This is a genomic window from Novosphingobium sp., from assembly GCF_041905565.1.
GTDB lineage: Bacteria > Pseudomonadota > Alphaproteobacteria > Sphingomonadales > Sphingomonadaceae > Novosphingobium.
This window is the reverse complement of the sequence record NZ_JAYRKX010000020.1, coordinates 1-25,561: the sequence shown is the minus strand read 5'-3', so window position 1 is coordinate 25,561 and position 25,561 is coordinate 1. Positions and strand designations below refer to the sequence as shown.

Below are 25,561 nucleotides of genomic sequence, written 5' to 3'. Positions count from 1 at the left end.
GCCTTGCCGGGGCTCCGATCAGGCTTGCTGGCTGAACCATTCCCGCTTGAACCACAAGGCCAGATTGACCAGCGCGATCAGCACCGGCACTTCGACCAGCGGGCCGATCACCGCCGCGAAGGCGACCGGCGAGGCCAGGCCGAAGGCAGCGATGGCAACCGCAATGGCCAGCTCGAAATTGTTCGACGCCGCGCTGAACGACAGCGCCGTGGTGCGCGCATAGTCCGCGCCGATCGCCCGCCCTGCGGCGAAGGCCAGCACGAACATCACCGCGAAGAACACCACCAGCGGCAGGGCGATGCGCAGCGCATCGGCGGGCAGGGCCAGGATCGTCCCGCCCTTGAGGCTGAACATCGCGACGATGGTGAACAGCAGCGCGACCAGCGTCAGCGGGCTGATCGCGGGGAGGAAGCGGCTTTCGTACCAGGCCGCCCCGCGCGCCCGGATCAGCGTGCGGCGGACCACGAAGCCGGCGAGGAACGGCACGCCCAGATAGGTCAGCACGGCCTGGGTGATGGTGGCAAAATCGATGTCCACCACTTGCGCATCGAGCCCGAACAGCGGCGGCAAAACGGTGAGGTAGAACCAGGCATAGGGCACGTAGAACACGATCTGGAACAGCGAATTGAACGCGACCAGCCCCGTGACGTATTCGGCGCTGCCCCCGGCCAGCTGGTTCCACACCAGCACCATGGCGATGCATGGGGCAATCCCGATCAGGATCAGGCCGGTGAAGTATTCCGGCTGGTCCGGCAGCAGCAGCGCGGCCAGCGCAAACATGAAGGCCGGCGCAATGATCCAGCACAGGGCGAAAGACAACGCCAGCACGCGCCGGTCGCGGAATACCGCGCCCAGTTCCTCGTACCGCACCTTGGCGAGCGGCGGGAACATCATCAGGATCAGGCCGATGGCAATCGGCACGCTGGTCGATCCGACGGTCATCGCCCCCAGTGCGGCCGGAACCGACGGGGCCAGCGTGCCCAGGGCAATGCCCAGCGCCATCGCGGCAAAGATCCATACGGTCAGGAAGCGGTCGAGGAAGCTGAGGCGCGGGCGCGCGGCGGCAGGCGCAGTGGTCATCAGGCGGCTCCTTCCAGCTGGCCGATGCGGGCCAGGGCGGCGGACAGCTCGGCCCGCTCCATCGTCTCGAACGGCAGGGCCAGCAGGGCCTGGACCCGTAGGTCGAGCCAGTGCCAGGTCTGCTCGAAAGAGGCATCGACCTCGGCATCGCTGCCTGCAACATCGGCCGGGTCGGGGAGGCCCCAGTGCGCCTTGAGCGGTGCGCCCATGAACACCGGGCAGGCCTCTCCGGCGGCATTGCCGCAGACGGTGATGGCCAGGTCAATCGGCGGCGCGCCGGGGCCGGTGAACTCGTTCCAGCTCTTGGAGCGGAACGGCGCGGGATCGATCCCGCGGCGCGCCAGCAGGCGCAGCGCGCCGGGGTTCGGCTCGCCCCGGGGCTTGCTGCCCGCGCTGTGGGCCAGGATCCGCCCGGCACCGGCCTGGGCCAAAATCGCTTCGCCCAGGATCGAGCGGGCGGAATTGCCGGTGCACAGCACCAGCACGCTGAACAAACGCGCGCTCATCTCCGGCTCAGCAGCAGCCGGTGGACGCGGGCGCGGCAACCTGCGGCGCACAGCAGGCATTGGCGGCGGCCTGGTCGGATGACAGCCCGGCAAAGTCCGGGCTGTCGCCATAGACGGTGCTTTCGCCCATGGTCAGGAAGGCTTCCCAGACCACCCCGTCGGGGTCGGCGATCCAGCTCTTTTCCGACTTGGCATAGCAGCAGGTCGTCGCGCCTTCTTCCAGCACGGGGCCGTTCGCGGTCTTGAGCCGACCGTAGACTTCGGCCAGCTCGTCCGCATCCTCGACCTGCAGGCCCAGGTGCTCGATCCCCTTGGCCGCGCCGCACTTCTGCGAAATGGCAAAGTTGATGCGCGGATCGTCCAGCATCCACTTGGCATAGTCGGGCTTGGTCACACTGGGGGCAGCGCCGAACAGGCCCGAATAGAACGCGATCGAGGCATCGAGGTCGGCGACCCCGACGTGAACGTGAAAGCGCTTCATGCGACATCCTTTGCAGGTTCGAGGGCAGGATTGCAGACCGCGCCAGTGGTGCAAGGCACGCCCGCGCAGCAGTTTTCGGTCAGGTAGGCCATCAAGCCGTTCATCGCGGCATAGTCGGCCGCATAAATGATCGAGCGGCTTTGCCGGCGCTGGTTGACCAGCCCGGCATTTGCCAGCTGGGCCAGGTGAAAGCTCATTGACGATGGCGGCACGCCAAGGCGTTCGGCCAGCGTACCGGCGGGCAGCCCATCGGGGCCGGCCTGAACCAGCAGGCGGAAGGCGGCCAGGCGGTGTTCCTGGGCCAGGGCCCCCAGCGCGCGGATGACAGGTTGTGCGTCCATTGCTTGCGGTCCCATGATTCGATAAATATCAAAATATCGAAGTGTGCAATGCTGTCAACCGGGCTGCGGCTTGCCTCGGCGGGCCGTTGCCGCCAGACTGCCCGGCATGTCCGATCCTGCCGCTGCTGCCCGGCCCACCGGCCTGTCCCATGCCGAAGCCGCGCGGCGGCTCGCTCAGGACGGGCCGAACGAGCTGCCCGCCGGGCGCCGCCTGGCGCTGGGCGCGATCGTGATCGATGTGCTGAGCGAGCCGATGCTGCTGCTGCTGCTCGCCGCCGGGGCAATCTACCTGGTGCTGGGTGAGCCGCGCGACGCGGTGGTGCTGATGGTCTTTGCCGGGCTGACCACCCTGATCGCGGTGGTGCAGGAACTGCGCAGCGAGCGGGCGATCGAGGCCTTGCGCGAATTCGCTATGCCCCACGCCGCCGTGATCCGCGCGGGCGAGCGGGTGGTGATCCCCTCGCGCGAGGTGGTGCGCGGCGACCTGCTGGTGGTGGGCGAAGGCGCGCGGCTGACCGCCGATGGCTGGCTGGTCGAGGGGCAGGGACTGAGCATCGACGAAGCGCTGCTGACCGGCGAATCGGTGCCGGTGGGCAAGACCGTGCTGGCTGGCCCGATGCCGTCCAGCCCGCCCCCGCCGGGCGGCGAGGGGCTGCCTTATGCCTGGGCGGGCACCATGGCGGTGCGCGGCAGCGGCCTGATGCAGGTTGCGGCGACCGGCGCGGCGACCCGCATCGGGGAAATCGGCCTGTCGCTGGCCCGGCTGGAAAACGAGCCGCCAAGGCTGGTGGTGCAGACGCGGCGGCTGGTGCGCTGGTTCGCCGTGATCGGCCTGGGGGTCAGCGTGCTGGCGGGCGTGCTGTTTGCGCTGCTGCGCGGGGGCTGGCTGGACGGAGCGCTGGTGGGGATCGCGCTGGCCATGTCGATGCTGCCCGAAGAACTGCCGATCGTGCTGGCGCTGTTCATGACTATGGGCGCGCTGCGCATGGCCGGGGCGCGGGTGCTGGCCCGGCGCGGCGCGGCGATCGAAACGCTGGGCGCGGCCAGCGTGCTGTGCACCGACAAGACCGGCACGCTGACGCAGAACCGGATGGAAATTGCCGAACTGCGCCTGCCCGGCGGGGAAAGCCTCGAGCCGGTGGCCGGCGTGTCCTTTCCCGAAGCGTTCCGCACGCTCGCCAGCCGGGGCATCCTGGCCTGCCCGCGCGAACCCAGCGATCCGATGGAACTGGCCTTCCATGGCCTGGCAAAGGCGCATCCCGCTGCCGCGCTGGATGCCCATCACCAGGATGGCTGGGCCTTGCACCGTCATTACGAGCTGCGCCCTGACTTGCTCGCCATGTCGCAGGTCTGGGGCAGCGATGGCGAGGCCGCCCGGCTGATCGCCGCCAAGGGCGCGCCCGAGGCGATTGCCGAATTGTGCTCCCTGCCTGACGATCAACGCGCCGCGATGGAAGCACAGGTCGCGGCGATGGCCGAGCGCGGCCTGCGGGTGCTGGGGGTGGCCGAAGCACTCTGGGGCGAGGCTGCCTTGCCCGAAAGCCAGCGCCACTTCGCCTTTGCCTTCGTCGGTCTCGTTGGGCTGGCCGATCCGGTGCGGCCCAGCGTGCCCCCGGCGGTGGATGCCTTGCAGCAGGCCGGGCTGCGCGTGGTGATGATCACCGGTGACTATCCGGCCACAGCCGCCGCGATTGCCGCGCAGGCCGGGATCGCTGCCGGGGAAGTGATGACCGGCGAGGAACTCGCGCGCCTCGACGATGACGAACTCGCCCGCCGGGTGGGCGCGGTGGCGGTATTCGCCCGCGCCATGCCCGAACACAAGCTGCGGATCGTCCGCGCGCTCAAGGCGGCAGGCGCAGTGGTGGCGATGATCGGCGACGGGGTGAACGATGCCCCCTCGCTCAAAGCCGCGCATATCGGGGTGGCGATGGGCCAGCGCGGCACCGACGTGGCGCGCGAGGCGGCGGGGATCGTGCTGCTGGATGACGATTTCGGCTCGATCGTCGCGGCGCTGCGGCTGGGGCGGCGGATCTATGACAACGTGCGCAAGGCGATCGGCTTCATCATCGCGGTCCACGTGCCGATTGCGGGACTCGCGCTGCTGCCGTTGCTGACCGGCTGGCCGCTGATCCTGGGGCCTGTGCAGATCGCGCTGCTCGAACTGGTGATCGACCCGGTTTGCACCCTGGCCTTCGAGGCCGAGGCCGAGGAGGATGACCTGATGCGCCGCCCGCCGCGCGATCCGGACAGCGCGCTGGTGTCACCGGCGCTGCTGGGCTGGGCGCTGCTCCAGGGCGGGGCGGCGCTGGCCTTGCTGACGGGGCTGGCGGTCGCGGTCAACCTGTCCGGCATGGGCGCCGATCTGGCCCGCGCGACCACCTTTGCGGCGCTGGTCGCGGCGCTGGTGGTGCTGATCTTTGCCAACCGCTCGTTCGCGGCCGGGCGGGGTGCGGGCAGGGCCGGGCGCAACGCCGCGCTGGCGGCAATCCTGGGCCTGGTTGGCACGCTGTGCGCGGGGCTGTTCCTGGTCCCGCCGGTCGCCGCGCTGTTTGGCCTGCCGGTGCTGGATGCGCGCTCGCTTGGCGCGGCAGGGCTGGCCGCCGCGCTGCTTTACGCGGTGCTGCGGCTGGCCAAGCCCCGGTTTCGCCCCGCCTTCACGCGCTAGGCGGCACTCAACCGGCGCGGCGGCGCCACCAGGCCGAAGCCAGCAGGCCGGCGATCATCGCGCTGACGAAGGCCAGGGTCTGGCCGGGGGCAATGGCCAGATCGACCAGCGCCGGCCCCGGGCAGATCCCCGCCAGGCCCCAGCCGATCCCGAACAGCACCGCCCCGCCGATCAACCGGCGGTCGATCAGCGTGGTCGGCGGCTGGTCGAATGCCGCGCCGGCCAGCGGTGTTGCCCGGCTGCGGGCCAGCGCGAACAGCGGCAGCGCGGTCAGCACTGCCCCGCCCATGACGAAGGCCAGGCTGGGATCCCAGGCCCCGGCAATGTCGAGGAAGCCCAGCACCCGGTCAGGGCTGGTCATGCCCGACAGCGCCAGGCCGAGGCCAAAGGTGAGACCGGTGATGAACCCGATCGCGATCTTCACAGCAAACCTCCGTGGCGGACAAGGTAGACCGTGGCTGCGGCGGCAGCCATGAACACCGCGACCGCCGCCAGCGAACGGCGCGACAGCCGCGACAGTCCGCAGACCCCGTGCCCGCTGGTGCAGCCGTTGCCGATGTCGGTGCCCAGGCCAACCAGCAGCCCGGCCAGCACCATGACCGGCAGCGATGTCTGTTCGATCCCGGCCACCAGCGCCGGCCCCTTGGCCCATGCCGCGGCCAGCCCGGCCGCCAGCAGCCCGGCGATGAACGCCGCCTGCCAGCCGCGTGCCGGGCCGATCAGGGCAGAGCGGGTGATCCCGGTAATTCCGGCGATCTCCCCCGCCAGCAGGTACAGCCCGCCCGAAGCCAGGCCGATCAGCACGCCGCCGGCCAGCGGCGCCAGGAACGGATCCAGCACGCGCCCGGGCCTAGAGCTTCAGGCCGAACGACAGGCCAACTGCCGTTTCGGACAGATGGATGTCAGCCTCGCCGCCGCCGAACCCGGCCGGCGGCATGCCCGGCGGGATCGATCCGGCCCCGCGCACGGTCTGCCGGGGGGCGTGCATGACATAGCCGGTCAGTTCCGCGCGGGACGACAGGTCGACGCTGGCGCCGCCGGTGATGTGGCCGCGCACCACGCCCGGCGCGAGGATGTTGAGCAGCGTCTGCGAGGACGGCACCGGGTTGTCCGAACGGCCATAGCCCGCGCGCAGGGTCAACCCCGGACGGGCCTGATAGACCGCGCCGATCTTCCACACGTCAACGTCGCGCCAGCCAAAGCCCGGACCGCCCGCCGCGCCAAACGGCTTGCCCTGGAACAGCAGCCCAACCGGATTGCCGACCGAGGCGACCTTCGAATATTCGATCCGCTTGTAGTCCGCGCCCAGCGTCAGCGCCGGGACCGGCTTCACCGAAATGCCCGCGCCCCAGGCGGCCGGCACGTCGAACCCGCCGCGATCGGCGTAGAGGCCGGCGTATTTCTTGAACCGCCCGGTCCACACCTTCGACTGGTAGAACGCGCCGATCTTCACCGCTTCGCCCAGCGAGCCGAGATAGCCGACGCGAAAGCCCGCGCCGACGGCCCAGTCGGTGCCGCGGTTGGTGAAATTGGCGGGGTCCTGCGAGTAGCCGGCAAAGGGCTGCACGCCCAGCATTTCGAAGCCCTGCACCACGACGGTGGGCGACAGGCCGAGCGAATGCCCCTTGGCCAGTTTCACCCCGATCGTGGGCGAGATCATGATTTGCTGCAGATTGACTCCGGCCGGGCCGGTGGCGCCAAAGCTGGCGAAGGGATTGACCTTGTAACGGGTGTTCATCCCGCCGTTGCCGCTGATCGCCAGGCCCACCGCAACGCGGTCGGACAGCGGGCGGACATAGGCTAGTTCGGGCAGGACGAAGGGGTTCGCGCCGTTGCCCGAATAGTCGCCGTTCAGTCCGGCCGTATTGCCACTGATCCTGGCGCCGCGGCGCGGCACGAACACTTCGAAGCCGACATCGAGGCGGTGGCCGACCTCGGTCACGGCGGCCGGGTTGACCGCGATTGCCAGGCCGTCCTGCGGCAAGGCAATCTCGACCCCGCCGGCGCCCTTGGCCTTGGCTCCGGTGCCGTTGAGGAAATAGCCGTCGGTGGCATGGGCCGGGGCCGACATGGCCAGACCCAGCGCCAGCAGCGGCAGCACCGCATGGGGCCGGAAAGCGTGGCGGCGGCGCGCGCCGAAGGTGTCGGTCATCTGGTCTGTTCCCTGTGAACTGGTGGCGGACATTAGCGTCCGCTCATGTTCACGGGGCACTAGCCGGTTCGGCCGGCAAGCAAACAAACAAGTCCTTGGCTGACGCCAATCGCAGCTTTGCCGCCGCCCTGCCGTTCAGCTGACGGTTGCGCTCAACCGGTCGCGCAGCTCGCGGCGCAGGAACTTGCCGCTCGCGTTGCGGGGCAGGGCCTCAGCCTCGAACCAGACATAGCGCGGGACCTTGTGCTTGCTCATGTGGTCAAGGCAGTGCTGCTGCAATTCGGCCTCGGTGCAGGTGGCGCCGGGCTTCAGCACCACGGCCACGCCGATTTCCTCGCCCAGGCGCTGGTCGGGCACGCCGAACACGCAGCATTCCGCCACGGCCGGGTGGCGATAGACGCAGGCTTCGACTTCGGTGCAGCTGATGTTCTCGCCGCCGCGGATCACCAGGTCCTTCTTGCGGTCGACGATGTAGATGAACTTGTCCTCGTCCATCCGTGCCACGTCGCCGGTGTGCAGCCAGCCATCGGTGATGGTCTGGGCGGTGGCATCGGGGCGGTTGAGGTAGCCCTTGATCACCGGGCTGCCCTTGACCCACAGTTCGCCCACTTCACCCAGCGGCAGCTCGTTGCCATCATCGTCGACGATCTTGGCGTCGAAACTGGGCATGTAGGGGCCGGCGGTATCCGGGCGGTCGACGAAGAAATCGCCGCTGACCGACGTGATGATCCCGCAGGTTTCGGTCATGCCATAGCCGGTGGTCGGCCGCGCCGTGGCGACTGCTTCCTCGATCTTCAGCACCAGGTCGGGCGGGACCTGCGCCCCGCCGCCGGACAGGCCGGTCAGGCTGGAAGTGTCGGTCGTGGCGAAATCGGGGTGGTTGATCAGCTCGCGGCTCATCACCGGCACGCCGCTGACCGAGGAGATTTTTTCCCGTTCGATCAGCTTCAGCGCTTCGCCCGCGTCCCAGCGGTACATCAGCACGATCGTGCCGCCGGCCGCGCTGGTGAGGTAAGCGCCGCAATTGTTGGCGGTGACGTGGAACAGCGGGGTGGTGAGCAGCACCACCGGCACCGGGGGCACTTCAGGCGGGACTTCGCCCACCGCGCGCTCCAGCGCCACCGCGCTCGACGCCCCGGCGAACAGCATGTTCATCAGATTGGCGATGCAGCCCCGGTGGGTCAGCTGCGCCCCCTTGGGAAAGCCGGTGGTGCCGCTGGTGTAGAAGATGCAGGCATCGGCATCGGGATCGACCGCGACCTGCGGCATCGCCCCGGGATGGCTGGCCACCACGCTCCACGGCGTGACATCGGCCGGGTAGTCGTTCAGCCGGACCCCGACCAGCTTGACCGCAGGCACGTTCGCCGCGATCTCGCGGAAGCGGGCGAGGCGTTCGCTATCGCAGATCAGTACCTTGGGCTGCGAATCCTTGAGCGCGTATTCCATCTCCTCGGCGGTCCACCAGGCGTTCATGCCAACCACGGCAATCCCGCAGCTGACGCAGGACCAGTAGGCGACCAGCCATTCGGGATAGTTGCGCATGGCGATTGCGACCCGGTCGCCCGGCTGGACGCCCTGCTCGGCCAGCCAGGCGGCCAGGGCATTCGCCTGGGCGTGGGCCTGGGCATAGGTCAGCCGGTCACCTTCATAGATCAGGTAGGTCCGGTCGCCATAAGCGGCGGTGGACAGCCAGAATTCGCGCACGCTGGGCGGCGCGTTCTTGAAGCAGCGCAGCTTGTGGCCCAGCACCTCCTGTTCGACGATCTCGAATTGGCCGCCCGGCCCGGTCAGTTCCTCGCGCGCTTGGCGCAGCTGTGCGTAATGCATCTCTCGTCCCGTCGTGGTGTTGTGGTTGCAATTGAGTGGAGCAGCGCGGGCCGCCCCGCGCAAGAGTGGATCAGCCGGCGGTCACCCCGCCATCGACCACCACTTCGCTGCCGGTCATGAAGGCCGCCTTGTCGCTGGCCAGGAACACGATGGCATCGGCCACGTTCTGCGGCTGGCCCATGCGGCCCAGCGGGTGAAGCGCCGCCGCGCTGTCGCGCGCCTCGTTCGCGCCGATCCCGCCCAGGGTGGAAATCGCGTCGATCACCTCCTGGCCCATATTGGTCTCGATGACCCCGGGGTGGACCGAATTGACCCGGATCCCGGACGAAGCCAGTTCTAGCGCCACCCCCTTGGTGAACAATCGCACCGCGCCTTTCGACGCGTTGTAGCAGGCCGCGCCCGCCGATCCGACCAGCCCGGCCATCGACGACAGGTTGATGATCGCGGTGCCGCCGGTCCACTTCGCCGCGCGTTCGGCCAGCAGCGGGATCGCGGCCTTGGTGCCGAGGAACACCCCTTCGACGTTGACCGCGTGGAGCCGCTGCCATTCGGCCAGCGAGGTTTCCAGCAGGGGCTTCATCAGGAACAGCCCGGCATTGTTGACCAGGATGTCGAGCCCGCCGGCCTCGGCCCGCAGCCAGTCCATCGTCGCGGCCCAGTCCTCCTCGCTCGTCACGTTCTGGGCGCGCGCAAGGCCGCCGATTTCCGCCGCGAGCTCCTCTGGCGCCTTGAGGTCGGTTACCGCCACTTTCGCACCGGCCGCCGCCAGCGCCCGCGCCGTCGCCGCGCCGATCCCGCGCGAGGCACCGGTCACCAGCGCGATCCGGCCTGTCAGGTCACCCATGAATCTCTCCGCATTGTGTTTGTGCATACTCTGCGCAGCGATGGGTTGCTTGTCACTACCTTTTGCGCAGGGGACCGCATCCGGCTAGGGGAAGGGCCATGACCCTGCCGCCCGACCGCCTCGACCGCTTTGCCCGCCACATCGTCCTGCCCGAAGTGGGCGGGGCCGGGCAGGTCGCGCTCAGCGAGGCGCATGTCGTGCTGGTCGGCTGCGGCGGGATCGGCTCGCCCGCGCTGCAATACCTGGCGGCGGCGGGCGTGGGGCGGCTGACGCTGATCGACGATGACGTGATCGAGGCGAGCAACCTGCAGCGCCAGACGGTGTTCACCCAGGCAGACATCGGCCGGTCCAAGGCGGAAGCTGCGGCGCAGTGGGTGGGGCGGTTCGATCCGGCCCTCGAAGCCTGCGCGGTCGCCGGGCGTATTGGGGGGGGCGTCGACGCCGCGCAGGTCCTCGGAGGTGCCACCGTGGTACTCGACGGGTGTGACAATTTCGCGACTCGCCTGCTGGTGTCCGATACCTGCGTGCGCCTCGGGGTGCCGCTGACTACGGCGGCGATCGGGCGGTTCCAGGGGCAGGTGGCGAACTTTGCCGGGCACCTGCCCGGACACAGCTGCTATCGCTGTTTCGTGGGCGATGCCTTCGATGCGGAGGATTGCGATACCTGCGCGGCGGACGGCGTGCTGGGGGCGATGGTCGGCATGGTCGGCGCCTTTGCCGCGATGCAGGCGATCCGCGTGATCCTGGACGGCAAGACCGCGCTTGGCGATCCGCAGTGGGGCAAGCTGCACCTGCTGGAAGGGCTGGTGCCCAGTCTGCGGACCATGACCATCGCCCGCGACGGCGAATGCCGGGGCTGTTCAGCCGGCCAGTAACTCGTCCACCCAGGCGGGAACCACCTCGCTTGCCGGGCCAAGCCGGCTTTCGTGGAACAGGCGCGAACCTTGCGAGGGTTCGAGGTTGAGCTCCAACGTCCGCGCGCCCAGTTCGCGCGCGTTCTGGACAAAGCCCGCCGCCGGATAGACCGCGCCCGACGTGCCGATCGAGACGAACAGGTCCGCTTCGCGCAGCGCGCGGTAGATGCGGTCCATGTGATAGGGCACTTCGCCAAACCAGACCACGTCCGGGCGCAGGCTGCGCGCCTCGCACTTGGGGCAGGGCGGGCAATCAGCCAGCGGGCCGGACCAGGCGTGGCGGCTGTCGCACCAGGTGCACCAGGCTTTCAGGTGTTCGCCGTGCATGTGCAGCACCCGCCGCGCCCCGCCGCGCTCGTGCAGGTCATCGACGTTCTGCGTCACGATCAGCAGTTCCCCCGGCCACTCGGCATCGAGCCGCGCCAGCGCGGTGTGAGCAGCATTGGGCTCTTTGGTCTGGATTGCCTCGCGGCGCATATCATAGAAACGCAGCACCAGCTGGGGATCGCGGGCAAAGGCTTCGGGCGTGGCGACATCCTCGACCCGGTGGTTTTCCCAAAGCCCGCCTGCGCCGCGGAAGGTGTCGATCCCGCTTTCGGCGGAAATCCCGGCCCCGGTCAGGATCACGATGTTGCGGATTTCCCTCATCGCGGCCATGAAGCACGCCCTGTAGGGGAATGGCAATGGCTAGAATCGGGATCATCGGCAGCGCAGGGCGCATGGGGCAGGCGCTGGTCGAGGCGGTCGCCGCGGCAGGCGAAACGCACGCCGGCGGGGTGGACAAGGGCGACGATGTGGCCGCGCTGGCCAAGGCGTCGGACGTGCTGGTCGATTTCTCCAGCCCGCACGCGCTTGAAGCCAACCTTGATGCCGCGATGGCGGCAGGCGCGGGCTTGGTCATCGGCACCACCGGACTGGAAGAACGCCACCACTGGCTGATCGATTCCGCCGCTGAACACATCCCCGTGCTGCAGACCGGCAACACCTCGCTGGGCGTCACCCTGCTCGCACACCTGGTGCGCGAGGCCGCTGCCCGGCTGGGTGAGGACTGGGACATCGAGATCAGCGAAACCCACCACCGGATGAAGGTCGATGCGCCGTCGGGTACGGCGCTGCTGCTGGGCCAGGCCGCGGCCGAAGGGAGGCAGGTCGATCTGGCCGGCGTCAGCGCGCGCGGGCGCGACGGGATCACCGGGGCGCGGCGGGCGGGCGACATCGGCTTTGCCGCGCTGCGCGGCGGTAGCGTCGCGGGCGATCACACCGTGCTGTTCCTGGGCGATGACGAACGTCTCTCCCTGTCGCACCTGGCGGAAAACCGGCGGATCTTTGCCAAGGGCGCGATCCGCGCGGCGCAGTGGCTGCTGGGCCGCCCGGCGGGCCGCTATACCATGCCGCAGGTGCTGAACCTGTGATTACCCCGGCTGAGGTCGCGCAGTGCCGCTGGCTTGAGCCGGGCGGAACGGCGGCGGCCCAGGTGATTTGCGCTTTCCTGCAGGAGATCGGCATCGCGCTGCGGATCGAGCCGGTCGAGGGCGACATGTTCCTGCCCGGGATCGATGTGCACCAGGGCGCGGTGCGGATCGATCCGGCGCGCGACGCCCATCCCGGCGACCTGCTGCACGAGGCCGGGCACCTTGCGGTGGTCGAGGCCGAACGGCGCACCGCCGCCAGCGCATTCGAGGTGGAACCGGGCGAGGAAATGACCGCGATCGCCTGGTCGGTCGCCGCTGCTAAGCACTGCGGCCTGCCGCTGGAGGTGGTGTTCCACCCCGCCGGCTATCGCGGCGGCTCGCAAGCCCTGCTGGAGGCCTTTGCCGGGCCGATGGGGCCGGGCGTGCCGCTGCTGTCCGCCTGGGGGATGAGCGCCGAACCAAGCCGCGCGGCGGAATGGGGGCGCGAGCCCTTTCCGGCCATGACCCGGTGGCTGCGATGAAGCGCGAGGCCATTTTCGAGTTCTTCCGCCGGCTGGCCGAGGACAACCCTTCGCCCCAGACCGAGCTGGAATTCGGCAACACCTATCAATTGCTGGTCGCGGTGGTGCTTTCGGCCCAGGCGACCGACGTGGGGGTGAACAAGGCCACCCGCGCGCTGTTCGAGACGGTCAAGACTCCCCAGCAGATGCTGGACCTGGGCGAGGAAGGCTTGAAGCAGCACATCAAGACCATCGGCCTGTTCAACGGCAAGGCGAAGAACGTGATCGCCCTGTCGGAAATCCTGGTGCGCGAGCATGGCGGCGAGGTTCCGGCCGACCGCGACGTGCTGACGACCCTGCCGGGCGTCGGCCGCAAGACCGCCAACGTGGTGATGAACTGCGCCTTCGGGGCGGAAACCTTCGCGGTCGATACCCACATCTTTCGGGTGGGCAACCGCACCGGCCTGGCCAAGGGCAAGACGGTGCTGGCGGTCGAGAAGGCGCTGGAAAAGAAGGTCCCCCAGCCGTTCCGGGTGGGGGCGCACCACTGGCTGATCCTGCACGGCCGCTACATCTGCAAGGCGCGCCGACCCGAATGCTGGCGCTGCCCGGTGGCGGACCTGTGCGCCTACAAGCCCAAGAGCGAGCCGCCCAAGGGCAAGTAGGGCTTATTGTTCGCCGTCGAGGTGCAGGCCCTTCTTGCCGTGGTCCGGGGTTTGCGTCGGGGCCTCGGGCTCGCCCTGGTCGGGATCGAGCGGGACCTGGAGCATGCCTTCCCACTTGGTGATGACGCTGGTCGCCACCGCGTTGCCCAGGACGTTGGTGGCGGTGCGGCCCATGTCGAGGAACTGGTCGATCGCCAGCACCAGCGCGATCCCTTCAACCGGCAGATCGAACATCGCGAGCGTCGCCGCGATCACCACCAGGCTCGCGCGGGGCACGGCGGCGATGCCCTTGGAACTGACCATCAGGGTCAAGAGGATCAGGATCTGGGTGCCCCAATCAAGGTGGATGCCATAGGCCTGCGCGATGAAGATCGTCGCGAAGCTGGCGTACATCATCGACCCGTCAAGGTTGAACGAATAGCCCAGCGGGATCATCAGCCCCGAAATGCGGCGCGGCACGCCGAACCGGTCCAGCTGTTCGAACAGCTTGGGCATGGCCGCTTCGCTGCTGGCGGTCGAAAAGGCGATCATCACCGGCTCGCGCACATAGCGCACCAGGGTAAAGGCCCGCGCGCCCAGGAACAGGAAGCCGATCCCCAGCAGGAGCGACCACAGCAGCCCCAGCGAAAGGTAGAATTCCAGCAGCAGCTGAGCATAGGTGCCGAGGATCCCCAGCCCGTTTTCGGCCACCACCTTGGCCAGCGCGCCGAACACCGCGAAGGGGGCAAAACGCATGACATAGCCGGTCACCTGCAGCATCAGGTCGCCCAGCGCTTCGGCCCCGCGCACCAGCGGCGCGCCCTTTTCGCCGATCGCGGTCAGCCCGATCCCGGCGAACAGCGCGAAGACCAGGATCTGCAGCACGTTGTTTTCGCCCATCGCGGCGATGATGTTCTTGGGGAACACGTGTTCGATGAATTCGAACAGGTCGAGCTTCTTGACCTCGCCGATGGTCTGGGCCTTGGCGGTCAGGTCCACGCCCACGCCCGGCTGGAAGAAGTTGACCATGACCAGCCCCAGGCTGATCGAAATGAAGCTGGCGAGGATGAACCACACGATCGCGCGAAAGCCGATCCGTCCCACCGCCGCGCTATCACCCATGTGCGCCAGACCCGAAATGATCGTGGCCAGCACCAGCGGCGCGACCAGCATCTTGATCAGGTTGAGGAAGATGGTGGACAGCATCTGGAAGCTGCGGGTCCAGTGCTCGGTCTCCATCACCCCGGCCAGCACCCCCTGGTTGACCAGGTAGCCCACGAAGATGCCCAGCACCATGCCGGCCATGATCGCCTTGGTCAGGTGTTCGGTCAGCACGTGCAGCAGCAGGCCGAAGGCCGAACGCCGCTGGGTGGTGGTGGTGGTCATGCTGCTCCCCTTGTCGGTTTGTGTCTTTGGTAACAGCGCGATGGCCGGGGGGCAATCGTGCCTCCCCGCCCAGCGCCCGTCGATTTTGGCAGAGGGTCAGAAGCCCGGGTTCACCCCTGGGCCAGGGCATCCTGCGCGACGCGGGCATAGATCCGCGCCAGCGCTTCCAGATCGGGAATGGCCACGGCCTCGTCGCGCTTGTGCATGGTGGCGTTGCACAGGCCGAATTCGATCACCGGGCACAGGTCCTTCAGGAACCGCGCGTCACTCGTCCCGCCGGTGGTGCTGGCCTCGGGCGACAGGCCGGTTTCTGCTTCAACCGCGCGGGCGATCATTGCGGAAAAATCGCCCGGCGGCGTCAGGAACGCTTCGCCCGAAATTACCGGGCGAGCCGTGCCGCCGTGCTTCTGCGCAATCGCGCCGACCCGATCGGCCAGCTGCTGTCCGGTGTGGAGCGCGTTGAAGCGGATCGAGATCCGCGCCGACGCCCGGCTGGGGATCACGTTGGTGGCGGGATTGCCGACCGTGATGTCGGTCACTTCCAGGTTGCTCGGCTGGAACCATTCGGTCCCTTCGTCCAGCACCAGCGCGTCCAGTTCGGCCAGCATGGCGACCAGCCGGGTGATCGGATTGTCGGCGAGGTGCGGATAGGCGACGTGGCCTTCCTTGCCCTCGACCTCCAGCCAGATGTTGACCGAACCGCGCCGCCCGATCTTCATCATGTCACCCAGGCGGTTGACGCTGGTCGGCTCGCCCACCAGGCACAGGTCCGGCAGCTCGCCCAGCTCGCGCATGTGGTCGATCAGGGCGAGCGTGCCGAAGCGCGCCGGGCCTTCCTCGTCCCCGGTGATGATCAGGCTGATCGTGCCGGCATCCTGCGGCACCTCGGCGCAAGCCGCGACCATGGCGGCGATCGCGCCTTTCATGTCCACCGCCCCCCGGCCATAGAGCAGCTCGCCCCGCACTTCGGGCGCGAAGGGCGCGCTGGCCCAGCCTTCGCCCGGCGGGACGACATCGACGTGCCCGGCAAAGGCAAAGTGGCGGCTGCCCGCAGGGCCGCGCCGGACCGCGAACAGGTTCTCCACCGGACCATCCGGCGCTTCGCCGGCGGAAAAACGGTGCACTTCGAAACCCAGCGGGCGCAGCTGCCCTTCCAGGCAATCGAACACCAGCCCCGCGGCGGGGGTGACACTGGGACAGGCGATCAGCGCTTCGGCAAGGGCAAGGACGGAAGTCATGACTGACGCCCGGCATATGGGCTATGCCCCGCCAAGACAAGCCGGAGACAAGCCCATGCCCAGGATCGACCTCAGCCAGATCCCGCTCAAGACTACCACCACTTATCCCGCGCCCTTCGACCGGGCAGTGGCCGGGCGCCAGTCGCGCCGGATCGGCGCGGCGCTGGGGCTGGCGCACCTGGGTGCGGGCTATGTCGAGCTGAAGCCCGGAGCCTGGTCAAGCCAGCGCCACTGGCACCACGGAGAGGACGAATTGCTGGTGATGCTGCGCGGCGAGGTGGTGCTGGTCGAGAACGAGAGCCGGACCGTGCTGCGCCCCGGCGACATCTGCGCCTGGCCGGCGGGGGTCGAAAACGGCCATCACCTGATCAACGAAAGCGCCGAGGATTGCGCCTTCCTGTGCGTCAGCGCCGGGCAGGCGCTGGGCGGGGTCTACTCGGATATCGACATGATCTGGGGCACCGACGACCTGTACCGCCACAAGGACGGCACGGCTTACTGACTTATTTTCGCGCGACCGGCGTCTCGTACTGTTCGATCGTCCAGTCCTCGGCTTCGGCAGCGTGGAGCCAGGATTGCAGCCATTCGTGGTCCCACACCGCTTCCATGTAGGCCAGCGCGAAGCCCGGTACGCCGATGCCATAGGTCATGAAGCGGCTGACCACCGGGGCATAGATGATGTCCGCCGCGCTGTAGGTGCCGAACAGGAACGGGCCGCCCTGGCCGAACCGGGCGCGCGCTTCGGCCCACAGGGTCAGGATGCGGACCACATCGGCGCGGGCGGCAGCGCTCAGTTCCACGCCTTCAACCTCGGCGCGCATGTTCATCGGGCATTCGCTGCGCAGCGCCTGGTAGGAACTGTGCATTTCCGCGACCATTGATCGCGCCATCGCGCGGGCATCGTCGGCCTTGGGCCAGAACCGGTCGCGCCCGACCTTGTCGGCCAGGTATTCGATGATCGCCAGGCTGTCCCACACCACCGCGTCGCCATCCCACAGCACCGGCACCTTGCCGCTGGAGGGGGCGATTTCCTCGTGGTTCTTCTTGATCTCGTCCCAGTCCTCGCCAAACAGCGGGACCATGATCTCCTCGAACGGCAGGCCGGACTGCTTGCACGCCAGCCACCCGCGCAGCGACCAGCTGGAATAGTTCTTGTTGCCGAGGATCAGCTTCATGGCCTAGCGGGCTAGCCATTCAGTCAAGTGCTGTCGAGTCTGAACGGAGCCCCCGCGATGAGCCTGCGTCCCTTCCACCTCGCCTTTCCCGTCCGCGATCTGGCCGAAGCGCGCGCCTTCTGGGGCGGCGTAATGGGCTGCGCCGAAGGGCGCAGCAGCGAGCAGTGGATCGATTTCGATTTCTATGGCCACCAGATCGTCGCGCACTGCACCGGGCAGGCGGCGGCGGACGCGGGCAACAATCCGGTCGATGGGCACGGCGTGCCGGTGCCGCATTTCGGCATCGTGCTGACGCTGGAGGATTGGCACGCGCTGGCCGACCGGCTGGGCGCGGCGGGTGTAAAGTTCGAGATCGAGCCTTACGTTCGCTTCAAAGGCGAAGTGGGCGAACAGGCGACCATGTTCTTCCGCGATCCCAGCGGCAACGCGGTCGAGATGAAGGCCTTCGCCAGCCTGGACCAGCTGTTCGCCAGGTAGCGGGTCAGCCCGGCGGCTGTTCGCGGTAGAATTCGACCCGCAGCCGCACCGGGCCGGTCAGTTCGACATGGTGCCACGCCTGCGGCGGGATTTGCGCCGGCTGGCCGGGGGTAACCGTGACGCGCGCGGGCGGGTCCTCGAACACCAGGTCGGCGCTGCCTGCGCTGACCCGCAGCAGGCCCCAGGTGCCGGCCTTGGTGTTGTGGCGCTGGCGCAGCGCCTGCGGCAGGCTGGCTTCGTCCCATTCGGCAGTGACCCGGTAGGGCTGCGGCGGCGCGCCGGGCGCAAGGCGGAAGAACAGGCCCAGTTGCAGGCTTTCGGCAATCGTTGCGGCCTTGGCCTGCATCGCGGCGGCGCCTTCTGCGGATAGCAGTTCGCTCGTCACCTCGCCCCACAGTGCCAGCCAGCGGGCGAACATCTCGCGCGTCAGCACGGCGCGGTGCTGGGCATGGGCGGCCATCGGACTGCCCTTGTACCGCCCGGTCGAGCGCATCACCGATGACCAGAAGGCCACCAGCTTGCCCAGGTGGTGGTCCCAATCGTCGATCGCGGCATCGAACACCGGGCCGATCAGCGGATCCTGGCGGACACGCGCATAGAAGGCCGGGATCACGCGTTCGAGATCGGCCTCCTCGATATGCTCATGCATGGTGGTCAGATCCCGGAATCTTCCAGCACGGCGGCGCGCAGCTCGGCAATGCCCATGCCTTTTTCCGAACTGGTGATCGCCACTTCGGGAAAGGCGGCGGAATGCTTGCGCGCTTCGGCCATGGTCGCGGCGTGGACTGCTTCCAGCTCGCTCGCCTTGATCTTGTCTGCCTTGGTCAGCACCAGCCGGTAGCCGACCGCGCTTTCATCAAGCAGCTTCATCATGTCTCGGTCGACGTCCTTCACGCCGTGGCGGCTGTCGATCAGCACCAGGGTGCGCTTCAGCACCACCCGCCCGCGCAGGTAATCGCGCACCAGCCGCTTCCACTGTTCGACCACCTTGATCGGGGCCTTGGCATAACCATAGCCCGGCATGTCGACCAGCCGGATCACGGTGGGATCGCCCACGTCGAAGAAGTTCAGTTCCTGCGTCCGCCCCGGCGTGACCGAGGCGCGGGCGAGCGATTTGCGCCCGGTCAGCGCGTTGAGCAGCGAGCTTTTGCCGACGTTCGAACGGCCGGCAAAGGCGATCTCGGGTAGCACTGGATCGGGCAGGAATTGCAGCGCCGGGGCGCTTTTCAGGAACGCGATCGGCCCCGCGAACAGGCGGCGCGCCTGTTCGGCGGTATCGGGATCCATCCTACTTGCTCCGTTCCTGGGCGCGCTTGGCATCGACCGCGTCCTTTTCGGACTGGGCCGCCAATTGCGGGTGGCGCGAATAGAGATAGGCCTGCTGCGCAATCGCCAGCACGTTCGAGGTGATCCAGTAGAGCAGCAGCCCGGCGGCGAACGGCGCCATGATGAACATCATCATCCACGGCATGATCGCGAAGACCTGCTGCTGCATCGGGTCCATCTGCGCCGGGTTCAGCTTGAACTGCAGCCACATGGTGATGCCCAGCAGCACGGCCAGCACGCCGATCGCCAGGAAGGCGGGCGGGGTGAAGGGCAGCAGCCCGAACAGGTTCAGCACATGCAGCGGATCGGGCGCGGACAGGTCCTTGATCCACAGCACGAACGGCTGGTGGCGCATTTCGATCGCCAGGGTCAGCACCTTGTACAGCGCGAAGAATACCGGGATCTGCAGGAAGATCGGCAGACACCCGGCCAGCGGGTTGACGCCTTCCTTCTTGTAGAGCGCCATGATTTCTTCCTGCTGCTTGGCGCGGTCGTCCTTGTAGCGCTCCTGCAGGGCCTTCATCTTGGGCTGGATCGCCTTCATCGCCGCCATGCTGGCGAACTGGCGCTGGGCCAGCGGGAACATGATCCCGCGCACAATCACGGTCAGCAGCATGATCGCCACGCCGAAATTGCCCACGGCGGAAAACAGCGACTTGAGCAGCAGCAGGATCGGCTTTTCGAACCAGCGGAACCAGCCCCAGTCGATCGCCAGGCTGAAATGGGTGATGCCGCTGTCCTCGTAGCGGTCCAACACGGCGCTTTCCTTGGCCCCGGCGAACAGACGGGTCTGGCGCACCCACTGCTTGCCCGGCGCGATCGAAACCACGGGGTAAAGCAGGTCGGCGCGGAACACGCCGGGGGTGACCGCGCGGAAGGTGCTGCTGGCATCATTCCGGTCGGGAATCAGCGCGCTCATCCAGTAGATGTCGGTGAAGCCCACCCAGTCGGCCTTGCCTTCGGGCACGAACTGGCCGGTTTCGGCCACTTCGGAATAGTTGGGAGCAAACGCGACCTTGCCGTCGAAGGCGCCGAACGGGCCGGAATGCAGGTTCCAGATGTCGACGCTGGCGGTCTTGTCGGTGCGGTTGATCAGCGCGAAGGGCTGGACCGCCACCGGGGCCTGGCCGGCATTGCTGACCGCCTGGCTGACGGTGATCATGTAGTCCGCGTCAATCGCGTAAGTCAGCGTGAAGTTCAGGCCGGCGCCGTTGTTCCAGCTCAGCGTTACGGGGGTCTGCGGGGTCAGCTTCGCGCCGGCGGGGGCGGTCCACATGGTCCCGGCAGTCGGCAGCGCAACGTTCTGGCCGACCCAGCCGAACTGGGCGAACTGCTGCGCGGGGGTGCCGGCGGGCGAATAGATCCGCTGCGGGCCGCTGGCCGTATCGACGCTGGCGGTGTGGCGGTTGGTGACGAGATCGTCGACCACGCCGCCGGCCAGGTTGATCGAGCCGGCCAGGCCCGGCGCCTGGATCGGCACGCGGCTGGCGGGGTTCAGCGCGGTTTGCAGGTCGCGCGCTTCCAGCGCCTGGTCGGCCGCGCTGGTCAGGCCGCCTTCGCGGGTCGGCGTGGTGCTGGCTGCGGACGAGGGGCTGGCGGCAGCGGCAGGCTTGGCCTTGTCCGCGTTGGGATAGAGATAGCGCATCCCCGCGTCCCAGCCGAACAGGATAAGTGCGGTCAGCAACACCGCCAGGATCATGTTGCGCTGGTTCTGGCTATCCACGAGGCACTTCCTGTTTTCTTGCGTAAAGTCGTTAGATGGGGGTGTGTATTACAAGGTCAAGACACCGGGCCGTTCAAGGCACCGGGTCATAGCCGTGTCCCCCCCATGGGTGGCAGCGCAATAGCCGCTTAAGCGCCAGCCATCCACCCTTGATCGCGCCGTGCTTGTCCAGCGCCTCGATCGCATATTGCGAGCACGAGGGGGCATAGCGGCACGAGGGCGGGAGAATGCGCGAGGGGCCAAGCTGCCAGCCGCGCGCAATCAGGATCAGCACGCGCTTCATTTGCGGGGCGGCTTGCGGCGGCGGGGGGGATCGCCCTTGCCGGCGGCGGCGCGGGCGAGCGCGGCGGACAGCTCGCCGCGCAGCAGGGCGAAATCGCGTTCGACCCCGCCTTCGCGGCCGATCAGCACATGATCGTGGCCGGGCAGCCCCGCGCCGGGCAGCGCCTCGCGCAGCAGGGCGCGAAAGCGGCGCTTCATCCGGTTGCGGATCACCGCGCCGCCAATCTTCTTGGTGACGGTAATACCCCAGCGCAGGTCGTCGGCGCCGTTGGGGTTTACCAGCAACACGAAACCGGGACGTGCTACCCGCAAGCCCCGGTTTGCTGCTAGGAAGTCAGCCCGCCGCACAAGGACGGACATCTTCGGAGTGTCGCTCAGGCGCTGAGCTTCTTGCGGCCGCGGGCGCGGCGCGCACGCAGCACCTTGCGACCGCCAACAGTGGCCGTGCGGGCACGGAAACCGTGGCGGCGGGCGCGGACGAGGCGGCTGGGCTGGAAAGTGCGCTTCATTGCAAAAACCTTCGAATCAGAACTGATACGCTGGCGGAAACCGTCAGCAGGAATAGAGAGGCGGGCCGTTAACGGAGGCCATGGACCGAGTCAAGGGATTCGCTGGGCAGGCCGGATCAGTCTAGCGGTACCCACCGCCCCATGTCGGCCGCGCCCAGCCACAGGGCGCTTTCGAACGGCACGGAATTGGTCATGGCATAGAACGCCCGGGCCTGGTCCGCGCTCATCCCCATTTCGGCATAATAATCAAGGTAGGCGCGGTTTTCGGGGGCGTTTTCGGGATAGTCACGGGCCTCGCGGCCGTCCTCGTCGGCCCAACTGTGGACCGCGAATTCGCTGCCGGGATCGGCAATGCGGCGCGCGCCGGCCAGGAACAGTTCCACCCCGCCCGAGCGGACCGAGCCGCCCTGCGGCACGTGAGTGGCAATGCCGCGCGCCCGGATCATCCGGCCCAGGGCCAGGTTGGCGCGGTCGTCCTCGGTGCCGGGGCAATCGATCATCTCGATCAGCGAGACGCCGGGAAAGGCCTTGAGCAGCGCGGCGAACTGCGCCGGGCTGCGCGCATCGGTAACATCGACCAGCGCGGCCCGGCCGGCATCGAGCACGCGGAACGGGCCGAACCGGGCGATGCCTTGCGGCACCGCCGTCGGCATACTGGCGACGAATCGTTCCGAACCGCCCTCGCTGACAAAGACTGTCTCCTCGACCGTCTCCTCGGTGGTCACGGTCACCCGCTCGCCCGCCAGGGCGGGATGGGCGGCCAGGGCCAGCAACGAGAGGAAGAGGACGATCAGCTTGCGCATGACCGGATTATCGCATGGGCCACTTACGCGAATCGCAAGCCAGACAGTTAAGAACAGGTTGTCGCCGCAATGGGCGCAGTCCCTCTCGACTTGCGCGGGGCGCTGGGCCATCACCGGCAATTAGGTGTTTATCCGTGGGGGTTTGCTTGGTCGCACTGGTTCAGACAGTGGCTTACCTGGGGCTTGAGGCGCGCAGCGTCGAAGTGCAGTGCCAGATCGCCCCGGGGATGCCGCGTTTCAACCTGGTCGGCCTGCCGGACAAGGCGGTGAATGAAAGCCGCGAAAGGGTTAACGCCGCGCTCGCCTCGATGGGGCTGGCGCTCCCGCCCAAGCGAATCACCATCAACCTGTCCCCGGCCGACCTGCCGAAGGAAGGCTCGCACTATGATCTGCCGATCGCGCTGGCGCTGCTCGCCGCGATGGGGGTGACCGATGCGGAGCAATTGGCCGATTTCGTCGCCGTGGGGGAGCTGGCACTGGATGGGCGAATCGTGCCCACTCCGGGCGTGCTGCTCGCCGCCCTTCACGCCAGCGGCATTGACCGGGGGCTGATCTGCCCCGCCGCGCAAGGCAGCGAGGCCAGCTGGGCGAGCGGTGTGCCGGTGCTGGCCGCGCCCGACATCATCAGCCTGCTCAACCACCTGAAGGGCGTGCAGCAATTGCCGCCGCCCGCGCCGGGCGTGGCGGCAGAGCCTGACCACGGCCCGGACCTGCGCCAGGTAAAGGGCCAGGAAACGGCCAAGCGCGCGCTGGAGATCGCCGCCGCCGGGGGGCACAACCTGCTGATGATCGGCCCGCCTGGCGCCGGGAAAAGCCTGCTGGCCAGCTGCCTGCCCGGCATCCTGCCCGAGCTGACCCCGGCCGAGGCGCTGGAAGTGTCGATGGTCGCCTCGGTCGCGGGAACGCTGGAGGAAGGGCGGATCAGCCGCACCCGGCCGTTCCGTTCGCCGCACCATTCTGCCTCGATGGCGGCGCTGACCGGGGGCGGCCTGCGCGTCCGCCCGGGCGAGGTCAGCATGGCGCACCTCGGCGTGCTGTTTCTCGACGAGTTGCCTGAATTCCAGCGCGCGGTGCTCGATTCGCTGCGCCAGCCGCTTGAAACCGGGGTGGTCGATGTGGCGCGGGCCAATGCCCACGTTACCTATCCGGCGCGGGTCCAGCTGGTCGCGGCGATGAACCCGTGCCGCTGCGGCTATCTCGGCGATCCGGCGCTGGGGTGCAGCCGCGCTCCGCGCTGCGCCGCCGATTACCAGGGCAAGGTATCAGGCCCGCTGCTCGATCGAATCGATCTGCACGTCGAGGTTGACCCGGTCAGCGCGGCCGATCTTGCCCTGCCGCCACCGGCAGAAGGCAGCGCCGAAGTGGCCGCGCGGGTCGCCGCCGCTCGCCGGGTGCAGGTCGCGCGGCTCGAAGGGACGGGTCGGCGCAGCAATGCCGAACTGGACGGCGACCTGCTGGAACGCCACGCCACGCCGGATGAGCCGGGCCGCAAGCTGCTGATGCAGGCGGCCGAGGCCATGCGCCTGTCGGCGCGCGGCTATACCCGGATGCTGCGCGTGGCCCGGACCGTTGCCGACCTGTCGGGCAGCGAGGGGATCGGGCGGATCCACGTGGCCGAGGCGCTGAGCTATCGCCGAGTCGCCCCGCGCAGTTGAGGCAGTCTAGATCGCGAACAGCAGATCGTCGTCCTCGCGCGGAGGGCTGGTGTCGGCGCCGTCCAGCGGCTCGAACCCCTCGTCGGTCAGTGCCAGGTTGTGCAGGCCGGCCAGCTTGAAATAGCCGAGGCGGCGTTCTTCCTCGCTGCGCCAGGCCTTGCCGGGGTTGAACGCGCCGATGAACGGCTCGCCATGGCGCATGAACAGCAGGTGCGGGGCAAGCCGCAGTTCGGCGCCGTTGTAATCGGCGCGGATCAACTTGCGCGTGGCGATGGCTTCAAGGCAGGTGCGTTCGGGGGAATCGGCGGGCATCACGGCGCTATGCGCAGCCTTGCCGATCAGGGCAAGGGCTGAAAATCAGACCGTCGCCCTAAATTCATCGCAGCACGTTGAGCTGCGGGCGCACCACGGGGTCTTCATGCTGCTCGCGCAGTTTGCCGACATCGGCGGGATCGCGCCATTCCAGCTCCTTGGGACCAAGCAGGCGGCCATCGTGGGCGTAAATCCCGATCGGCGCGATCGGCAGGCCGTCACGCTCATCGCACAGCACGGGGTTGGCGGGCACGCCGCAGCCATACTTTTCGCCCCACTGGCGCAGCGCCAGCATGGCCGGGAGCAGGTCCAACCCCTTTTCGGTCAGACGGTATTCGATCTTGCGGCGATCATCGGGCAGCGGTTCGCGCTTCATGATGCCATGTTCGACCAGCCGCGCCAGGCGGTTCGACAGGATGTTACGGGCAATGCCCAGCACGCCCAGGAATTCCTCGAAATGGTGCAGGCCATTGAACGCGGCGCGCAGGATCATGAAGCTCCAGCGTTCACCCATGACTTCCAGCGCGGCAGGCAGCCCGCAAGTCTGGCTGTCGAGCGGTTCGTGCAATTTGCCCATGTTCAATTCCCCATACCCGTAACGAGCCTAACGCAAAGCCGCTTTGAGTGTGACAAAAAAATCTTTGCTGCACTGCATCGTTTCATCTTGCAACTGATCGACTAGCGCATTAGGTAGCCTTTCGCAACGCAAATCGGCATCCCTCCCTCCCAGGAACGGCTTGATCCCTGCGTGCCAGACATAAGGGGAATTACCATGATCCGCACTTTCCAGCGGCCGTTTGCCCGCAACCTGTTCGTTGGCGCCCTTGCCGTGGTCGGCACCGTCGCCAGCTTCTCGCTCACCGCCGCGCCGGCCCAGGCGCAGTCCAGCGCCTCCTATTCGGCTGTCCTTGCCAAGGGCCTTGATGCCCCGGTGCGCAAGGTCGTCAACGGTGCGGTGTGGAACTGCACCGGCGATCAGTGCACCGGCCGCAGCGACGGTTCGTCGCCGGTCAACACCTGCGCCCGGGTTGCCAAGGAATTCGGCCAGATCACCAAGTTCGCCACCCCGAAGGGCGAATTGAGCGCCGACAAGCTCGCGCGCTGCAACGCGGCCGCCTGACGCAATACCCAGGCACTCCTTACAGCCCCCACCTCAAGAAGGCCCCCGCCCGCAAGGACGGGGGCTCTTTTTATCCGCCTGACGGCGGTGCGGACAGGCCATCCGGCCTGTCCTTGCAACACCAGCCCGCTCCCCCGGCCCAACCACCCGTTCAAGGTACCCTGTGGGTGGTTGGGCCGGGGGAGCGGG

At 68.0% G+C, this 25,561-nt stretch carries 31 protein-coding genes; 9 read left to right on the top strand and 22 right to left on the bottom strand.

Translation table 11 applies throughout. The features are described from left to right. Window positions 1–18: 18 nt before the first annotated feature. Genes arsB through ACE3N9_RS14350 form a run of 4 tightly spaced genes read right to left on the bottom strand, consistent with a single transcriptional unit; the run spans window position 19 to window position 2,408 of the window. On the bottom strand, window positions 19–1,080 hold the full coding sequence (arsB, locus tag ACE3N9_RS14365) for an ACR3 family arsenite efflux transporter (protein ID WP_374284751.1): 1,062 nt from the start codon (window positions 1,078–1,080) through the stop codon (window positions 19–21). Further along, window positions 1,080–1,586 carry an arsenate reductase ArsC gene (locus tag ACE3N9_RS14360; protein ID WP_374284749.1) on the bottom strand — a complete coding sequence of 169 codons (507 nt, stop codon included), beginning with the start codon at window positions 1,584–1,586 and terminating at the stop codon, window positions 1,080–1,082. Before ACE3N9_RS14360 ends, arsB begins: the two co-directional genes overlap by 1 nt. Before the next feature lie 7 nt (window positions 1,587–1,593). Then, window positions 1,594–2,067 (bottom strand): ArsI/CadI family heavy metal resistance metalloenzyme, encoded by a 474-nt coding sequence (locus tag ACE3N9_RS14355; RefSeq protein WP_374284747.1) that lies wholly within the window; start codon window positions 2,065–2,067, stop codon window positions 1,594–1,596. Then, window positions 2,064–2,408, bottom strand: a complete 345-nt coding sequence (locus ACE3N9_RS14350; RefSeq protein ID WP_374284745.1) for an ArsR/SmtB family transcription factor — start codon at window positions 2,406–2,408, stop codon at window positions 2,064–2,066. Before ACE3N9_RS14350 ends, ACE3N9_RS14355 begins: the two co-directional genes overlap by 4 nt. 106 nt (window positions 2,409–2,514) lie before the next feature. Here ACE3N9_RS14350 and ACE3N9_RS14345 point away from each other — a divergent pair, with 106 nt between their 5' ends. After that, complete coding sequence (locus ACE3N9_RS14345; protein WP_374284743.1) at window positions 2,515–5,073, top strand: cation-translocating P-type ATPase; 2,559 nt, start codon at window positions 2,515–2,517, stop codon at window positions 5,071–5,073. Between the two features lie 7 nt (window positions 5,074–5,080). Here ACE3N9_RS14345 and ACE3N9_RS14340 read toward each other — a convergent pair whose 3' ends face one another. From ACE3N9_RS14340 to ACE3N9_RS14320, 5 genes are all read right to left on the bottom strand, one after another. After that, the gene (locus ACE3N9_RS14340; protein WP_374284740.1) at window positions 5,081–5,497 is read right to left on the bottom strand and encodes a DUF6691 family protein; all 417 of its coding nucleotides are present in this window, start codon (window positions 5,495–5,497) and stop codon (window positions 5,081–5,083) included. Then, entirely contained in the window at window positions 5,494–5,913 is a 420-nt protein-coding gene (locus tag ACE3N9_RS14335) for a YeeE/YedE family protein (RefSeq protein ID WP_374284738.1), read from the bottom strand. Before ACE3N9_RS14335 ends, ACE3N9_RS14340 begins: the two co-directional genes overlap by 4 nt. 10 nt (window positions 5,914–5,923) lie before the next feature. Next, complete coding sequence (locus ACE3N9_RS14330) at window positions 5,924–7,225, bottom strand: OmpP1/FadL family transporter (RefSeq protein ID WP_374284736.1); 1,302 nt, start codon at window positions 7,223–7,225, stop codon at window positions 5,924–5,926. Window positions 7,226–7,360: 135 nt separating this feature from the next. Next, window positions 7,361–9,052: a class I adenylate-forming enzyme family protein gene (locus tag ACE3N9_RS14325; RefSeq protein WP_374284734.1), complete on the bottom strand. Its 1,692-nt coding sequence runs from the start codon at window positions 9,050–9,052 to the stop codon at window positions 7,361–7,363. A 70-nt stretch (window positions 9,053–9,122) separates the two neighbouring features. Continuing rightward, window positions 9,123–9,896 carry an SDR family NAD(P)-dependent oxidoreductase gene (locus ACE3N9_RS14320; RefSeq protein ID WP_374284732.1) on the bottom strand — a complete coding sequence of 258 codons (774 nt, stop codon included), beginning with the start codon at window positions 9,894–9,896 and terminating at the stop codon, window positions 9,123–9,125. Window positions 9,897–9,994: 98 nt separating this feature from the next. Between ACE3N9_RS14320 and ACE3N9_RS14315 the strand changes: the two genes are divergently transcribed. Beyond that, window positions 9,995–10,771 (top strand): ThiF family adenylyltransferase, encoded by a 777-nt coding sequence (locus ACE3N9_RS14315; protein WP_374284730.1) that lies wholly within the window; start codon window positions 9,995–9,997, stop codon window positions 10,769–10,771. Here ACE3N9_RS14315 and ACE3N9_RS14310 read toward each other — a convergent pair. Continuing rightward, window positions 10,757–11,458 (bottom strand): NAD-dependent deacylase, encoded by a 702-nt coding sequence (locus tag ACE3N9_RS14310; RefSeq protein ID WP_374284728.1) that lies wholly within the window; start codon window positions 11,456–11,458, stop codon window positions 10,757–10,759. The genes ACE3N9_RS14315 and ACE3N9_RS14310 overlap by 15 nt on opposite strands. A gap of 35 nt (window positions 11,459–11,493) precedes the next feature. Between ACE3N9_RS14310 and dapB the strand changes: the two genes are divergently transcribed. The 3 genes from dapB to nth are packed head-to-tail and all read left to right on the top strand — an operon-like array spanning window position 11,494 to window position 13,387. Continuing rightward, a complete protein-coding gene (gene dapB, locus ACE3N9_RS14305) occupies window positions 11,494–12,222 on the top strand; it encodes a 4-hydroxy-tetrahydrodipicolinate reductase (protein WP_374284726.1) in 729 nt (242 codons plus the stop codon). Then, window positions 12,219–12,743: a hypothetical protein gene (locus ACE3N9_RS14300; protein WP_374284724.1), complete on the top strand. Its 525-nt coding sequence runs from the start codon at window positions 12,219–12,221 to the stop codon at window positions 12,741–12,743. The genes dapB and ACE3N9_RS14300 overlap by 4 nt, the downstream gene beginning before the upstream one ends. Continuing rightward, entirely contained in the window at window positions 12,740–13,387 is a 648-nt protein-coding gene (gene nth / locus ACE3N9_RS14295; RefSeq protein ID WP_374284722.1) for an endonuclease III, read from the top strand. The genes ACE3N9_RS14300 and nth overlap by 4 nt, the downstream gene beginning before the upstream one ends. Window positions 13,388–13,390: 3 nt before the next feature. Here the strand turns inward: nth and ACE3N9_RS14290 are convergent, their stop codons facing one another. Further along, window positions 13,391–14,698 carry a dicarboxylate/amino acid:cation symporter gene (locus tag ACE3N9_RS14290; RefSeq protein ID WP_374284807.1) on the bottom strand — a complete coding sequence of 436 codons (1,308 nt, stop codon included), beginning with the start codon at window positions 14,696–14,698 and terminating at the stop codon, window positions 13,391–13,393. Window positions 14,699–14,862: 164 nt separating this feature from the next. After that, window positions 14,863–15,990 (bottom strand): succinyl-diaminopimelate desuccinylase, encoded by a 1,128-nt coding sequence (gene dapE / locus ACE3N9_RS14285; RefSeq protein ID WP_374284721.1) that lies wholly within the window; start codon window positions 15,988–15,990, stop codon window positions 14,863–14,865. A gap of 55 nt (window positions 15,991–16,045) precedes the next feature. On the opposite strand from dapE, the gene ACE3N9_RS14280 reads away from it, so the two are divergent. Further along, complete coding sequence (locus ACE3N9_RS14280) at window positions 16,046–16,492, top strand: cupin domain-containing protein (RefSeq protein ID WP_374284805.1); 447 nt, start codon at window positions 16,046–16,048, stop codon at window positions 16,490–16,492. 1 nt (window position 16,493) lies between these two features. Here ACE3N9_RS14280 and ACE3N9_RS14275 read toward each other — a convergent pair whose 3' ends face one another. Continuing rightward, on the bottom strand, window positions 16,494–17,165 hold the full coding sequence (locus ACE3N9_RS14275; RefSeq protein WP_374284719.1) for a glutathione S-transferase family protein: 672 nt from the start codon (window positions 17,163–17,165) through the stop codon (window positions 16,494–16,496). 57 nt (window positions 17,166–17,222) lie between these two features. Between ACE3N9_RS14275 and ACE3N9_RS14270 the strand changes: the two genes are divergently transcribed. Beyond that, complete coding sequence (locus ACE3N9_RS14270; protein ID WP_374284717.1) at window positions 17,223–17,642, top strand: VOC family protein; 420 nt, start codon at window positions 17,223–17,225, stop codon at window positions 17,640–17,642. Window positions 17,643–17,646: 4 nt separating this feature from the next. Here the strand turns inward: ACE3N9_RS14270 and ACE3N9_RS14265 are convergent, their stop codons facing one another. The 7 genes from ACE3N9_RS14265 to ACE3N9_RS14235 all read right to left on the bottom strand — a co-directional run bounded on the left by ACE3N9_RS14265 (window position 17,647) and on the right by ACE3N9_RS14235 (window position 22,285). Next, the gene (locus tag ACE3N9_RS14265) at window positions 17,647–18,291 is read right to left on the bottom strand and encodes a DUF1971 domain-containing protein (RefSeq protein ID WP_374284715.1); all 645 of its coding nucleotides are present in this window, start codon (window positions 18,289–18,291) and stop codon (window positions 17,647–17,649) included. A 5-nt stretch (window positions 18,292–18,296) separates the two neighbouring features. Continuing rightward, on the bottom strand, window positions 18,297–18,929 hold the full coding sequence (gene yihA / locus ACE3N9_RS14260; protein ID WP_374284713.1) for a ribosome biogenesis GTP-binding protein YihA/YsxC: 633 nt from the start codon (window positions 18,927–18,929) through the stop codon (window positions 18,297–18,299). Between the two features lies 1 nt (window position 18,930). Continuing rightward, on the bottom strand, window positions 18,931–20,691 hold the full coding sequence (gene yidC / locus ACE3N9_RS14255; protein WP_374284711.1) for a membrane protein insertase YidC: 1,761 nt from the start codon (window positions 20,689–20,691) through the stop codon (window positions 18,931–18,933). Window positions 20,692–20,764: 73 nt separating this feature from the next. Then, on the bottom strand, window positions 20,765–20,974 hold the full coding sequence (yidD, locus tag ACE3N9_RS14250; protein WP_374284709.1) for a membrane protein insertion efficiency factor YidD: 210 nt from the start codon (window positions 20,972–20,974) through the stop codon (window positions 20,765–20,767). Further along, complete coding sequence (rnpA, locus tag ACE3N9_RS14245; protein WP_374284707.1) at window positions 20,971–21,333, bottom strand: ribonuclease P protein component; 363 nt, start codon at window positions 21,331–21,333, stop codon at window positions 20,971–20,973. The genes yidD and rnpA overlap by 4 nt, the downstream gene beginning before the upstream one ends. Window positions 21,334–21,347: 14 nt before the next feature. Continuing rightward, on the bottom strand, window positions 21,348–21,482 hold the full coding sequence (gene rpmH / locus ACE3N9_RS14240) for a 50S ribosomal protein L34 (RefSeq protein WP_039388288.1): 135 nt from the start codon (window positions 21,480–21,482) through the stop codon (window positions 21,348–21,350). A gap of 116 nt (window positions 21,483–21,598) precedes the next feature. Further along, the gene (locus ACE3N9_RS14235) at window positions 21,599–22,285 is read right to left on the bottom strand and encodes an alpha/beta hydrolase (RefSeq protein ID WP_374284705.1); all 687 of its coding nucleotides are present in this window, start codon (window positions 22,283–22,285) and stop codon (window positions 21,599–21,601) included. A 146-nt stretch (window positions 22,286–22,431) separates the two neighbouring features. On the opposite strand from ACE3N9_RS14235, the gene ACE3N9_RS14230 reads away from it, so the two are divergent. Beyond that, entirely contained in the window at window positions 22,432–23,940 is a 1,509-nt protein-coding gene (locus tag ACE3N9_RS14230; protein WP_374284703.1) for a YifB family Mg chelatase-like AAA ATPase, read from the top strand. Between the two features lie 6 nt (window positions 23,941–23,946). Here the strand turns inward: ACE3N9_RS14230 and ACE3N9_RS14225 are convergent, their stop codons facing one another. Together ACE3N9_RS14225 and ACE3N9_RS14220 are read right to left on the bottom strand one after the other, a co-directional pair. Beyond that, window positions 23,947–24,252, bottom strand: coding sequence for a hypothetical protein (locus tag ACE3N9_RS14225; RefSeq protein ID WP_374284702.1), 306 nt, complete (start codon window positions 24,250–24,252; stop codon window positions 23,947–23,949). Window positions 24,253–24,316: 64 nt separating this feature from the next. Beyond that, entirely contained in the window at window positions 24,317–24,829 is a 513-nt protein-coding gene (locus tag ACE3N9_RS14220) for a winged helix-turn-helix transcriptional regulator (protein WP_374284700.1), read from the bottom strand. A gap of 195 nt (window positions 24,830–25,024) precedes the next feature. Between ACE3N9_RS14220 and ACE3N9_RS14215 the strand changes: the two genes are divergently transcribed. Next, entirely contained in the window at window positions 25,025–25,372 is a 348-nt protein-coding gene (locus ACE3N9_RS14215) for a hypothetical protein (RefSeq protein ID WP_374284698.1), read from the top strand. Window positions 25,373–25,561 lie beyond the last annotated feature (189 nt).